Below are 14218 nucleotides of genomic sequence, written 5' to 3' on the forward strand. Positions count from 1 at the left end.
GTAAACCGTAAAATTTTATCGCTTTATATCTTCGCGCTAAATCAATTCATAGATGAAAAAATTATTACTTACCTGTGCAGTTATGTTAGGTTTGTTCTCTATTTGTGCAAATGCTACGATAGTATATGTGGACAGTGCCCATACAGGTGGTACACAAAATGGCATAAGCTGGGCTACGGCATTTTCCGACTTTCAGGCGGGTATCAATGCAGCCAATGCAGACGATAGCGTGTGGGTGGCAAAGGGGACGTACATCGCTCCATTAGACAATTCTTTTACTATGAAAGAAGGTGTAAAGATATTTGGGGGATTTACCAGTACGGATATATTGTTCTCTGATAGAAATTGGGAGAATGATAGTACCAAACTCCAATTGAATGGCAATAATTTAGATAACGAATTTGTCATCTCAAATGATAATAACAATTTGACCTCTGCTGCGCAACTTGACGGCTTTGTCATTAATAAAGGCGAAGCATTCTCAGGTAAAGGGATTTATAATAATTACGCTTCTCCGACCATATCGAATTGTATCTTCCGTGATGGTTACGTTTTTGGTTATGGTTTGGATCATAAGCTTAATGCCAATGGAGTAGCTATTTACAATATTCATGCTTCTTCTTCTATTATTCATTGTAGTTTCATTGACAACGAAGCTTCGACAGGCGGGGATAACGGCCATGGCGGTGCAATTTACAATGACTCATGCATCTCAGTAATTGATGATTGCATGTTTAGTAACAATACATCAACTTACGGCGGTGCCATATCTAATTACTATAGTTCATCAACCGTTATAAATTGTTCGTTTGATAATAATATGGCAAACACAGGTGGAGCAATCCATTGTGACAAGAATAGCACATTGATTGTCCGGAAATGTACATTTCTGAATAATCAGGCGAATGGCTATGGCGGCGGAATAGGTGGAGAATATTATCACGCACATATTTCAAATTCCACATTTGAAGGCAATAATTCAAGTGGCTGGGGAGGTGCTATATATAATGGCGATCTTTCGCTGGATACAATTAAAAATTGCATATTCATTAATAACAGAGCAGCTACTAACAGCGGATCGGGTGGTACCATTCTCTACAGCGCCCGTGGCGAAAACAGTATAATAAACTCCCTTTTTCTGAACACAGGATCTGTTAATATAGATGGCAATACGTCTCTTGTAATGACAAATTGCACGTTTTATGGTATTGTTCCCTACGGAAGCAGTATTGACCATGGGAGTTTCGGAACCTTAACTATAAATAATACGATCATTGCAGCTTCCAGTGGTTTGCATTTCAGCCTTGGCGGAGCCGAACTTATCGCTGCCAATAGCATCATAAAAGGCATGTCCGCCAACCTTTCAAATCACATTTTAGATGGCGATACTGACCCTCTATTTGTAGATGCTGCTAATAACGATTTTCGTTTGCAACCTGGGAGCCTATGCATAGACGCTGGCAATAATGCTGCTTATTCAAGTGTAGGCAATCTTCAAGCCGATTTAGACCTGGGAGATTCGAGCCGCCTGAAAGGAACAATTATTGATATGGGCGCTTATGAAGGACAAGGTGCATTACCGCCTACAGGCATTAATTCTTTTGATAAGGAAACAGTATCAATAAACATCTCTCCCAATCCCTCCAAAGAAACCATTCACATCAGCTTCACTGACGAAAAGCTATTGCATACAGAAGCTGTACTCACAGATATTTATGGAAGAACGGTCAGGGAAATTATGCTTAACAACAATTCTCAACAACTTTCTATGGCAGGGTTAAGTTCCGGGGTTTATATACTGAAAACAATAACGGGCAATTCAGTAAAGATTATAAAAGAGTAAATTTCAATAAAAGTAGTTCAGGTCGTTGCTTACGCAACGGCCTTTTTTATGTCTGAAACAGAATACATTTTAATATCCTTTACTTCTTAATCGTTAAATTCAATTTTCCTTTTTACTTTTGGCAACTTAATTTTTACTTTTTAATTACCATAATGGACAAACTACATATTCTTCAGGAGAAAATAAATCAGGCAAAACTGGGCGGTGGTCAAAACAGGATTGACAGCCAGCATAAGAAAGGGAAACTTACTGCCCGCGAGCGTGTGGAATTATTGATGGATGAAGGCTCTTTTGAAGAAATAGGTATGCTGGTAACACATCGCAGCAAGGATTTCGGTATGGAAAAAGAACAATACCTTGGGGATGGCGTAGTAACAGGTTATGGCACCGTAAACGGCCGTCTGGTATATATTTTCTCACAGGATTTTACCGTTTTTGGCGGCAGCCTCTCCGAAACGCATGCAGAGAAGATTTGTAAGATTATGGATTTGGCCATGCAGAACGGCGCACCTGTAATCGGACTGAATGATAGTGGTGGCGCACGTATTCAGGAAGGAGTCGTTTCACTGGGGGGCTATGCCGATATATTCTATAAAAACGTACAGGCAAGCGGCGTGGTACCGCAACTGAGCGCTATTATGGGGCCATGCGCCGGCGGTGCGGTTTATTCTCCCGCTATTACCGATTTCATTTTAATGGTGGAACATACTTCCTATATGTTCGTTACCGGACCAAACGTAGTAAAGACGGTAACACACGAAACTGTTACGAGCGAGGAACTGGGTGGCGCGCATACGCATGCTTCCAAATCGGGCGTTACGCATTTTGCCTGTGAAAATGAGATAGCATGCATCGAACATATCAAGCAATTGCTGAGCTATATGCCACAGAATTGCGAAGAAGATGCACCGGTTTATCCTTATGAATCAGGTAATGAAATCAGAACGGCTTTAAACGATATTATCCCTGCAAACCCAAATCAGCCTTATGATATGAAAGAGGTGATTGCGGAAATTGCGGATGCCGACAGCTTCCTTGAGGTGCATAAAGATTATGCCGAGAATATTGTGGTAGGTTTTGCCCGCATTGCAGGTCGCAGTATAGGCATTGTTGCCAATCAGCCCGCAAGCATGGCAGGTGTTCTGGATATTAATTCGTCCAAGAAAGGCGCGCGTTTTGTACGCTTCTGCGATGCTTTCAATATTCCTTTATTGGTACTGGTAGATGTTCCGGGATTTTTACCGGGTACTGATCAGGAATGGAACGGAATCATAACAAACGGCGCAAAATTATTATTTGCATTGAGCGAAGCAACTGTTCCGAAAGTGACGGTAATCACACGCAAAGCTTATGGCGGCGCTTATGATGTAATGAATTCCAAACACATCGGCGCTGATTTAAACTATGCCTGGCCTACGGCGGAGATTGCCGTAATGGGTGCCAAAGGCGCTGCGGAAATCATCTTCAAAAAAGAAATTGCAGATGCCGAAGACCACGATGCGAAATGGAAAGAGAAAGAGCTGGAATACACAGACAAGTTTGCCAATCCTTATGGAGCAGCAGCGCGTGGTTTTATCGACGAAGTAATTTTGCCTGATGTAACAAGAGAAAAATTAATAAAGGCATTTAAAATGCTGGAGCATAAAGTAGCGAAGATGCCGAAGAAGAAGCACGATAATATTCCGTTGTAAAAAAGAAGGCAGGTTTTAAAAAACCTGCCTTCTTTTTTAATAAATAGTTACATATCCTTTATCAAAATCCTCTTTGTTTTTCAGTAATTTGAATTTGAATATGCCGGTGGTCTGAAAGTTTCTTTTATCCAGAATCACTATCTTATCATTGATTCTCGGAATGCGCAATACTTCCTTATCATTCTGGTCGTAGAAAAATAACTGATACGTTTCTTTTAGCGCATCCTGAATTTCAATATTGATATTACCGGTAAAGGGATTGGTAAATACATATTGCGATTTCGGCATTTCCACTGTTTTAATTTCATTAATAACAGCAGTGTTTCCGGTAGCATTGATGATTTTTTGTAAAGAATCGCTTGGAGGCAGCGGCTTACGGTTTGCAATGGCAGAACTGTCCACCTCTATCGTTCCGAGGTTGCTAATCCATTCCATACCGGAAGAAAAAACGATTTGAAGCCGGTACCAGTTTTTACCTACCATTGGATGTGCATCCACAAAGCTTGCAGCGCCTTTTTTAACAGAAGCCACATAACCAATATTGGTAAAATTCAATACGCTGTCGTTTGAACGTTCTACTGCAATGGATTTGATGCCGCTTTCATAAGGATTCGTAAAACTTAAAATATTGATACCGCCTTGTGTAATGACAGCTATATTGGGAAGTTCCGGTTGTGCGTAAATCTTTGTGGTTAAATTCAACAATAGCAGAAATACGATTGCTATTCCTATTCGTTTATTCATGCTTCAAACTTACATTAATATTGGGAAAAACAGGAAATTGTCCTGCAGGAAATTGTTTATGAAATGCTATTTATAGCTCAGTAAATGCTTTATGGAATGATTTCCCTGCAAACCTCCGGTATGAATGCAAAGTATTTTACTGCCTTCGGGAAATTTTTCGCTTTTTATCAAATCGAAAATGCCGTACATCATTTTGGAGGTATAAACCATATCCAGCGGAATCCTGAATTTTTCATAAAACGCATTCATAAAATCGATCAATGATTGGTTGTATTTTGCAAATCCACCAAAATGATAATCGGTAATCAGGTCCCAATTTGGCAAAAGGCTTTTTAAAGATTTCTTAATTGCTTCTTCAAGATAACCGCCGCCTTTCATAGCTGTAAAACCCAGCATTTCAACAGTACCCGGAAGCGCATTTCTGATTCCGGAAAAGGTAGCCCCGGTTCCGACAGGAAGGACAATATGTGTAAAAGTATCAGGGATTAAAGCTGTAATTTCTGCCGTTCCTTTTCTCCCCTTTTCATTGTCGCCACCTTCGGGAATAATAAAGGACTGAGGAAATTGTTGCGCAATAGTATTCAGGAAAGCATCCGTATCCTTTTGGCTGTAGTCCCCGCGACTTATAAAATGCAATTGCATGCCCATATTAATACAAGCATGCAACGTTTCCGATAAATTATTTTCTGCATGAAATCCTCTTACAATGCCAATGGAAGAAAGACCGAAAGCTTTTGCAGCAGCTGCTGTCGCGATCAAATGATTTGAAAAAGCACCGCCAAAAGTAAGTATGGAATCAGATCCATTCCTGACAGCTTCTGCAATATTGTATTTTAACTTGAACCATTTATTTCCGGAAACTACAGGATGTATCTGATCCAATCTTAAAATACCCAATTCAATGCCCCGAGCCTGTAATATTTCATCTTCAAGAACATCAATCTTTATTTCAGCCTGAAAATCAATATCCATATTCCTTAAGATAAGTATCGTTCTCCCTCCATTTAGGCCTGACTTTTACAAACAGTTCAAGAAAGACTTTCTTATCCAGAAACTTTTCGATGCTTTCCCTGCTTTGCATACCGAGCTTTTTAATCATGCTGCCTCCGGTACCGAGCATAATCATCTTTTGCGTTTCGCGGGTAACCACAATGTCGGCCCTGATTTTCGTTACATGCGGCAATTCTTCAAAGGTTTGTACCAATACCGCAGTATGATAAGGAATCTCCTGATCGTAAATGCTGTATATTTTCTCCCGGATCATTTCAGAAACAAAGAACCGCATCGGTCTGTCTGAAATATCTTCATCAGGATAAAATGGTGGTGCTTCGGGCAGGAATTTTAATATTGCAGGTACAATTTTTTTGGTATTGATTTTCTTCAATGCCGAAATAACCATTGTTTTGTCCGGCTTGATTTTATCTTCAAAAGCTTTTACAAGCTCTGCCTGCTTTTCTTTATCTTCAATCAAATCCACTTTATTGACCAATAGAATCTTCTTGGTTTTGAGCTTCAGTGAATCGATAATCGTTGAAAAAGAATCAGGATCATCTGTAGCGTCCACCATCAGTAAAGCTACATCCGCATCTTCCACAGCACTACGCACCTGCTGCATCATTTTATTGTGCAGTTTATATTGAGGATCGATAATTCCCGGTGTATCCGAAAAAATTATCTGATAATTTTCTTCTGTAAGTATGCCTAAAATGCGATGCCTTGTTGTCTGAACTTTTGGCGAAACAATTGCCAAACGCTCGCCCAGCAAAGCATTCATCAAAGTTGACTTTCCTGCATTAGGCGGACCAAAAATATTTACAAAACCGGCTTTGTGCGTAGCTTCCATAGGTTGCAAAGGTAAGTCCAATAAAGGATTATAAATTTATTAGTAAAATAATTTTGTCAGTTGAAATAATAGCTATACTTTTGCACCCGCACCGCGAGGTAGAGCAGCGGTAGCTCGTCGGGCTCATAACCCGAAGGTCTCAGGTTCGATCCCTGACCTCGCTACTTCAAAAAGGAATACATAAACTGTATTCCTTTTTTTTATTTATTGATTGTGGCATAATCAGTCGGACTCATATCCGCCGCCGCGGACCCGGTTCTATCCCTGACCTCGCTACTTCAGAAAAGGAATACATAAACTGTATTCCTTTTTTATTTATTGATTTGTGACATAATCAGTCGGACTCATATCCGCCGCGGCTGATCCAGGTTCTATCGCTGAGTTTGTTACTTCAAAAAAGAAGCATTCAAAAATTGAATGCTTCTTTTTATTTATAGTTCCTACAGATGTTGATTTCTTATGAAAGAGGCAAAGAAAACCAAAAGCTGCTCCCTTTACCCAACTCGCTTTCAACCCATAGCTTACCGTTATGTCTTGAAATGATTTCATTCGACAAATACAGGCCTATTCCCAGGCCTGAAATATTAGGTGTAGCATCGTCGATACGATAGAAACGGGAAAATATACTTGTTAGTTTATCGGCAGGAATACCAAGCCCAAAATCCTTTACACCAACTATTACATCCTTGTCATTGCGTATCAAAGTTATTTCAACCTTGTCAGTGCCGGGCGAATATTTAATCGCATTTGTGAGCAAATTAATTACAACTTGTTCTATCCTTTGGCTATCGGCGCTGATTTTACAAACTTCAACATCCGTTTCAAAAGTAATTTTATACTTATCGGTAGTGTACTTTGTCAATTCAATAGCATCTTCAATTATTTCTTTCAGGTCAAATTCATTGATAGTCAATTTAAGCTTTCCGGCTTCAATTTTGGAAACATCTAAGAGATCGTTAACCAATGACGTAAGTTTTTGTACCTGATGATAAGCCCTTTCCACAAACTTCTGACTCTGCTCATCTTTTTTCATACGGTTCAGAATCTGCAGATAACCGCTGATACTGGCAAGCGGCGTTTTAAGCTCATGGCTGGCAAGACCGATAAATTCGTCTTTTTTATCGTTTAGTGCTTTAACCTCTTCATACAATTTGGCATTATCAATGCCGATAGCAGCCTGAGCAGCAATTGATGTTACAAGGCTTTCATGCTGTTTGGTAAATTTTCCTGCTTCAGGATGACCGAAAAACAATCCGCCTATTACAGCTCCCGAACGGGATGTAACAGGCACAGCCAGATAACTCACAACAGGCAAATGTCCTTTGGGCATACCATGATGTGGCGTATTTTTTCCGTAACGCGGATCTTTGGTAATATCATCTACACGCACTACGCCTTCTCCTGAGAATGTAGGATGAAATACAGCAGTATTACGCGGCATTCCAAACTTTTCAAAAGCCTCCCGTGGCGCACCGGAAAGCGTAAACAACATGTAAGAATCTCCTTTTTCATCAGTTTTGTTATAGAAGAAAGCGCCGAATTTAGCTCCTGTAAGTTCTGTAGTAGCGTCCGTAACTTTCTGCAATATCCTGTTCAGATCAAGCTCCTCAGAAACCGCCCGAACCATAGTGTTCATGATTTCAAGACGCTCTGTGTAACGTTGTGCAATTTCCTGCGCTTCAACTTGCGTACTGATATCTCTTGCAATTTTTGATGCTCCTATAATATTGCCATTTGCATCCATAATGGGCGAAACGGTAATAGACAATGGGACTTCCCTTCCATCCTTTGCTATACGGACAGTTTCAAAATGATCAACTTTCTGGCCTGTTTTTATGCGGCTGATAATAAATTCCTCTTCCTTTAACCGTGACTGCGGAATGATCATAGAAATATGCTTACCAATGGCTTCTTCCTGCGTGTAGCCGAACATACGTTCTGCTGCCGTGTTCCAGCTTGTAATGATTCCCTGTAATGTTTTGCTGAGGATCGTATCATCTGATGAACTCACAATAGCGGCCAATCGCGTTTGCTTCTCCGCATTTTCATGCATCCTGATTTCATCAAGCTTCTGATCAGTGATATCCAACACAGATCCTATAAAGCGAACAGGTTTATCCTGTTCGTCAAAATATGCTTTCCCTTTGGCTCTCACCCAACGTACTATCTGATCTGCTGCACCAACTGTGCGGTATTCAATATCGTAATCTCCATTGGTAAGAGATTTATCCAGAACGCCATCAATTATATTCAACACATACTCCTTATCATCAGGATGCAGACCACCTACAAAGTCTTTTTCATAAGTAATGGCATTATTGTGATTGATACCGAAAAGTGTACGGCAACGTTCATCCCATTCCAATGTTCCGTCAACCATATTCATGTCGAAAGTACCCATCTGCGCAGCCTGCTTTGAAAGACGCGCTTGTTCGTAGGCTCTCTCAAGTTCACGTCTCGCAATTACCTGTTCTGTAACATCAACAGATATTGCCAATACCCCAAGTATTCTGCCGTCTGTACTTTTGTATGGTTGGTAAACAAAATTCTGGTAAACTACATCCGGCTTCCCAAAACGAAGCAGGGAAACGGGTTGCTCATTTGCAATAAAAGGCTTGCCGGTAACATAAACACCATCCATTACCTGCTCCAGGCCTTGTTCGCGGGCATCCGGCAAAGCTTCAAAAACCGGCTTATTCATCACAGTTTCACGTGGCTTGCCCCATATCTCAAGCATTGCGGTATTTACGTGTTCTACTATGTATTCAGAGCCGGTAAGCAGACACATTGCTACCGGTGCCTGGGCAATCATGTTACGGAAATTCTCTTCACTTTGTTCTATACGTTGCTTGGCTATATTCAGATCTGTTACATCGGCAGCAGTATTCATTACGCCATATACGTTACCATTCTTATCAAGCAATGGAGTAAAGCTATAATTAAAATAAAAAACAGTCAGTACTCCATTAATTGTAAGATCTACACGCTGATTTCTTGCATGAAAAGGGATAGCGGTTGTAAATACGTTATCCAGTTGCGGATATATTTCCTGTTCTTCCAGTTCGGGCAATAATTCAAAATAAGTTTTGCCGATTACATCGCTGCCTTTTCCCCAAACATCGATAATAGCCCGGTTTGCCTGCGCTATTTTCATTTCCCGGCCTATATAAACAGCAATGGGAAAAGGTGCGCTTTCAATCAGGGAACGAATCTGCTGTTCGCTGTCAGTAAGCTTTTGCAAAGAATCTTCCAATTGCTGTTGAGCTACTGATAATTCCTCATTGGTTACTAAAAGCTCTTCATTAGAGGCTGCCATCTCTTCGTTGGTAGCAACCATTTCGTTATTAATATCTTCCAATGCAGTCCTTGCCAAAACCTTGTCTGTTACCTCCGTTGCGACAATCATAATTCCCTTTATCTGCTCTTCGGCATCTCTCACGGGTTCATACACAAAATCTACATGCACCGTTTCCGGTATCCCGTTTCTGGTAAGGACAACTTCATGTTCCTTCGCTCTGAATGTTTCACCTGTCTCCAGAACCTTCGCTGCAATGGGGCGATAAACTGCACTGATTTCTTTCATAACATCCCAATAGGGAATTGATTGAAATTGCTCGCGGCTTTTTCCGACGATTTCCAGAAATAGATTATTAACTTCTTCAACATACAGAGGCTCTCCACTGACGATACATATGCCAACCGGCGCCTGACGTATCATGTTCTGCATATTCAGCTGATTGGCCTTAAGTGTATTGAGCGCAAAAACTTTCTCTGTGGTTTCCACGCAAATCACCAATACGCCCTGAATATCGCCATCCACATCTTTTATCGGACTGTATGAAAAATCAAAATAGCAATCCTCAGCATCGGCACCGTTCCTTTCTAATGAAACTTTGAAATTCTGCAAATTGAAAGATTCCCCTTTCATAACAGCTTCAAACATCGGCCCTATGCTGTCCCATATTTCGGCATAAGTATTCTTTGCACTATTGCTAATAGCAAAGGGGTGTTTGGCTTCGCCATTAATAGGCCTGAAAGCATCATTATATAATTGTGTAAAATCATTGCCCCAGCAAATAAGCGTAGGAAACGTATTGGTCAACATCATGCTGACCATTTGCTTTAATGAATAAGGCCATGTAGCCGGCTGTCCCAATGGTGTTACAGACCAATCAACAGATCGGATAAGTTCACCTGTTTCGCCACCACCTTGCAGGAAAGGCAAATTGTTAACAGCATTATTTTTTGATGGCATTTCATTTGGGATTAAGGGTGAGCGTTTAATTTTTGATTTTATCTCAAAAAAAAGAATCCACCACATTTTGCAGATGTTCAAAATCAAAAGGCTTGGCAACATAAGTATCTGCACCTGCCCTTTCAGCTATGCCCTTTATATCATTATTTGCAGAGATATAAATAACAGGTATGTTTTTAAGCTCTTCATCGTTTTTCAACATTTGAGTTGCAAAAAGCCCGCCGGTGGTTGGTATCCAATTATCCATTAAAATCACATCAGGCGATGACATTCTCACTTTGTCGATTACATCATCACTTGTTTTATAGGTATGCACTTCCCACCCTTTTTCTTCAAAAAAGAAACGAAAGATAATGAGTAAATCATCATCATCATCAAAAACTGCGACGCGTTTAACGGCAACCATGCTTTAGGTTTTATTTGCTTTATTAAAATCAGAAATGTAATTGTGCAATATTTCCGCCCATCTTAATAAGTATCCAAAAGTATAAAATTGCGGCTAATAAACCCGTGCTGATTTAGATTAGCATTACGCTTATAACTATTGTATGTTTAAAAACATCAAAGCAGTAAAAAAGTTCTAACAATTGAAACATAAAGCTTTGTCTATGTTAGTATAAAACCTTTTTTATAAAAATGCGTTGTTATAGTTAGAAAAACATAAAATTTATGAGACGATACTTGTTATATACAACGTTATTTTTCACATTAGCCGGCATTTATTCTTGTACAGAAAATGCATCAGGCGTAAAAAGCGTTCCGATTGATTCTACAAATGCTTATGGTACGGCGCCCGTAGAATATGGAAAGAGAGACAGCACAGGTATGCTTCCTGATGCTGATCAGGGAGAAGGTTACAGAGTTAACACGCCGGGTGGTGATAGTATGCCGAACGGAGAAAAATAATTCCTGAATGATAAACACAAACAAAATCCGGCTTCTTATGTGCCGGATTTTGTTTCAATTATATTTTGAATACAATTAATCGCGTGGATAATCATAATTCACCATCCAGTAAATACCAAATTTATCGGCAAACATACCAAAGTAAGCGCCCCAAAAAGTTTTACTCATTGGCATAATAACATTACCGCCGGCTGAAAGACCATTAAAAATCCTGTCGGCATCTTCTTCACTTTCTGCATTGATAGAAAGTTGTACATTATTGCCAACTATAGTTGAGTCACCCATAGGTCCGCAAGCGTCGCTACCCATCAACGTTGTACCATCAGGCAACACCAAAGACATGTGCATAATCTTATCACCAAATTCAGCAGATGTTGATGGCATGCCTTCTGATGGCGGCATATCTTTGAAGCGTCCTACAAAGGGATATTCACCGCCAAAAACGGCCTTATAAAAATCGAATGCTTCTTCGCAATTACCTTTAAAATTAAGATATGGATTAATTTGTGCCATGTCGTTTTTTTTGTTTATAAAAATTAATGTTTTTTCATTTCTATCTGCTGATGAAACGGCAGGTAAGCAGGCAAAGCAGCAGAACCATACCAATTATATATTTCCGATTCAAAAATACCCGTACTTATAGCAGGGTCAGCTTTTAAATATTCTTCAACTTCTTCTTTCGAGTTGGCTTTAAAAATAAAGATACCTCTGTATTTATTCGGATTTTCTTCCAGTGGGCCTGCTACGATGAGCTTACCTTCATTCGAAAGTCTGATGATATTATCCATGTGCCCGCGAAAAAGAATTTTCATGGTAGCATCATCTTTAACTTCGGCTTTTCCTGTTTTCAGTATCACAAAATAATACATCTTCATCCCGTATTCGTCTGCACCAAGACTATCAGCCAATGCTTTGTTGTATTGTGCATTTGCTTTTGAAAAACAACATGCGATCATTAATAACAAGATGAATTTTAGCTTTAGTTTCATTGGAAATAATTTAACTGGTTTCACACTTAATTGTAAATACTGCCCCGGAATCAAATATAATAAATCATTATTAAACAGAAAGCCAAAGATATTTTGTAATCCAAAATTCATTTTACATCTTAACCTGCCTGATGAGTTTTTTCAGGTTTAATTCAACAATGTCAGCCATGCTATTACATTTCAGGTATTGTATGTCCTGATAATGTTCAGCAAGCCCTTCCCGTAACTGCTTGACGTTTTCCGGAGTCGAAACTTTATCCGTTCCCAGAACATCTCTTAATTGCGCTATCCTGTTTCGCTCGCTCCTTAAGCGGTGTACAATAGAAGAGGATTCTTCCTGTTGGTATTGAATAAAGGTTTTCTCTGTAAGATATTCCATCCCTAATTTCACAAACGGAAGGTTCTCTTTAAAAAACTGAGGCAAATACACTTTTTTATTACCTTCAAAAAACTGCTGATCGAAATCGATACAGCGTATGCGGAACTGAAAATCATCAAAGTCGGGCGTAACCTGCATTACAAAATTGTAAGAACGCATGTCGCCCAATAAAGTAATAAAACAACGTTCATTGAATTTGACAAATTCCTTCGCAATACGTTTTGGATTATAATCAGGATTTGTCAAATGGGTTTTGGTAAATACATCGCCCGGAATACCGGGGATATGCTCTTCAATAATAGTATCTCTATCTACCAGAAAATTCAACTGATTGGGCGACAGTAAATGTTCGATTTCCATACCGTAAATACGCGAAGCGTCAGCACGTTTAACATAGAAATAATCATAAACATCATTCAACCTGTTAATAATTTTTATGCGGAAAGGATGTGTGTTTCCAAATGTGCAATAATCAATACGGTCAATATACTTATGCTGTACAATGCGGAGATTACCGGAAGCTTTCAACATGGCATAAACCTTCTTCAAGCCATTGTGCAGCGCTTCAATTTCATGTGGCGGGTAAATGGGCGATTCCCAGAAAGTGTCTTTTCCGTTTTTATCCATCAAAGGCACTGCTTCTTTAAAATTAAGAAGGTCGGTATAACTAATCGACAAATGCGCTTCGCGCTGATAATTTTTCAGATATTTCTGAAGCGGAACGGAAACCGGGAAAATAGGTTTCTTCTTTGAGATTTTTATATCATCGGCCATTTTCAATAATATAGAATTACAATAACTATAAAAATACAAAAGGAGGATAAATGTTTATCCTCCTTTTGTAAATATTGTATAATAAAATCAATTACAATGATTGCTCGTAGATAGATTCATCTACACTACGACGAACGCCATAGTATTGCAATGTTTTGTGACGATATCCTTTTTTGTAATAAGCATCAGTATCACCTTCTTCAGGAATAGTAACCCAATCTCTTGTTTTAGGAATGTACCAACGGCAAACAGCTACACGATTATCTCCACGACGAATGGAAGCATAAAATTGAAGATGTTTTTCTTTATATCCCATTTTCAACATTGCATCATCAGAATACTCATCTTCTGCAATACTTACGATATCTTTAGTTATAGGATTGAACCAACGATATACCGCAACACGGTTTGGTCCCGGCTCACGAAACGCATAGAATACAAGCGTTTTGTTGTTATATTTCCAATTAAGAAGTTGTCCTTCCTGATATTCTCCTTCTGCTACAGTCACATAATTTCTATCAACCTGATTGAACCAGCGATAAACGGGAACCATTTCATCGCTCTCTTGTGCCTGTGCTTTGGTAGTGTTTCCCAGGAACATGCCCGCTACAACGGCAGACACAAATAATAATTTTTTGTTCATAGTTAAATTCAATTTTTCTAAATCGCTACCAAAATACATAAAAATTTTTCGGACTTGCAACAGTTTGCTAATATTTTTTTTTATTTTTTTAAAATAGCGGCTTTTTAATGCCTTAAAGCAAAATCAATATACTCATCTTTTTTATCTTCGC

Annotated in this window: 12 protein-coding genes and 1 tRNA gene; 4 read left to right on the top strand and 9 right to left on the bottom strand. The window is 39.3% G+C overall.

From position 1 onward, the window contains the following. The first annotated feature begins 52 nt into the window (after positions 1-52). Together F0919_RS04580 and F0919_RS04585 are read left to right on the top strand one after the other, a co-directional pair. On the top strand, positions 53-1843 hold the full coding sequence (locus tag F0919_RS04580; RefSeq protein WP_150031531.1) for a T9SS type A sorting domain-containing protein: 1791 nt from the start codon (positions 53-55) through the stop codon (positions 1841-1843). Positions 1844-1995: 152 nt separating this feature from the next. Next, positions 1996-3534 carry an acyl-CoA carboxylase subunit beta gene (locus F0919_RS04585; RefSeq protein WP_150031532.1) on the top strand — a complete coding sequence of 513 codons (1539 nt, stop codon included), beginning with the start codon at positions 1996-1998 and terminating at the stop codon, positions 3532-3534. Positions 3535-3570: 36 nt separating this feature from the next. On the opposite strand, the gene F0919_RS04590 is transcribed toward F0919_RS04585, so the two are convergent. From F0919_RS04590 to era, 3 genes are all read right to left on the bottom strand, one after another. Next, positions 3571-4278: a hypothetical protein gene (locus tag F0919_RS04590; RefSeq protein ID WP_150031533.1), complete on the bottom strand. Its 708-nt coding sequence runs from the start codon at positions 4276-4278 to the stop codon at positions 3571-3573. A 66-nt stretch (positions 4279-4344) separates the two neighbouring features. Next, positions 4345-5250, bottom strand: a complete 906-nt coding sequence (locus F0919_RS04595; protein WP_150031534.1) for a 1-aminocyclopropane-1-carboxylate deaminase/D-cysteine desulfhydrase — start codon at positions 5248-5250, stop codon at positions 4345-4347. Continuing rightward, complete coding sequence (era, locus tag F0919_RS04600) at positions 5240-6142, bottom strand: GTPase Era (RefSeq protein WP_235903457.1); 903 nt, start codon at positions 6140-6142, stop codon at positions 5240-5242. The genes F0919_RS04595 and era overlap by 11 nt, the downstream gene beginning before the upstream one ends. Positions 6143-6213: 71 nt before the next feature. On the opposite strand from era, the gene F0919_RS04605 reads away from it, so the two are divergent. After that, positions 6214-6285, top strand: a tRNA-Met gene (locus tag F0919_RS04605). A gap of 293 nt (positions 6286-6578) precedes the next feature. Here F0919_RS04605 and F0919_RS04610 read toward each other — a convergent pair. Together F0919_RS04610 and F0919_RS04615 are read right to left on the bottom strand one after the other, a co-directional pair. After that, positions 6579-10376, bottom strand: coding sequence for a PAS domain S-box protein (locus tag F0919_RS04610; protein WP_190277262.1), 3798 nt, complete (start codon positions 10374-10376; stop codon positions 6579-6581). A 43-nt stretch (positions 10377-10419) separates the two neighbouring features. Further along, positions 10420-10782 (bottom strand): response regulator, encoded by a 363-nt coding sequence (locus F0919_RS04615; RefSeq protein ID WP_150031536.1) that lies wholly within the window; start codon positions 10780-10782, stop codon positions 10420-10422. Positions 10783-11045: 263 nt separating this feature from the next. Here F0919_RS04615 and F0919_RS04620 point away from each other — a divergent pair, with 263 nt between their 5' ends. Then, positions 11046-11282: a hypothetical protein gene (locus F0919_RS04620; RefSeq protein ID WP_150031537.1), complete on the top strand. Its 237-nt coding sequence runs from the start codon at positions 11046-11048 to the stop codon at positions 11280-11282. Between the two features lie 75 nt (positions 11283-11357). On the opposite strand, the gene F0919_RS04625 is transcribed toward F0919_RS04620, so the two are convergent. The 4 genes from F0919_RS04625 to F0919_RS04640 all read right to left on the bottom strand — a co-directional run bounded on the left by F0919_RS04625 (position 11358) and on the right by F0919_RS04640 (position 14067). Beyond that, complete coding sequence (locus tag F0919_RS04625; RefSeq protein ID WP_150031538.1) at positions 11358-11795, bottom strand: VOC family protein; 438 nt, start codon at positions 11793-11795, stop codon at positions 11358-11360. Positions 11796-11818: 23 nt separating this feature from the next. Next, positions 11819-12271, bottom strand: a complete 453-nt coding sequence (locus tag F0919_RS04630; RefSeq protein ID WP_150031539.1) for a YciI family protein — start codon at positions 12269-12271, stop codon at positions 11819-11821. Between the two features lie 112 nt (positions 12272-12383). Then, positions 12384-13424 (bottom strand): hypothetical protein, encoded by a 1041-nt coding sequence (locus F0919_RS04635; protein WP_150031540.1) that lies wholly within the window; start codon positions 13422-13424, stop codon positions 12384-12386. Positions 13425-13515: 91 nt separating this feature from the next. After that, the gene (locus F0919_RS04640) at positions 13516-14067 is read right to left on the bottom strand and encodes a hypothetical protein (protein WP_150031541.1); all 552 of its coding nucleotides are present in this window, start codon (positions 14065-14067) and stop codon (positions 13516-13518) included. Positions 14068-14218 lie beyond the last annotated feature (151 nt).

The sequence above is a fragment of the Taibaiella lutea genome (assembly GCF_008629695.1).
In the GTDB taxonomy this organism is placed as follows: Bacteria; Bacteroidota; Bacteroidia; order Chitinophagales; family Chitinophagaceae; genus Taibaiella; species Taibaiella lutea.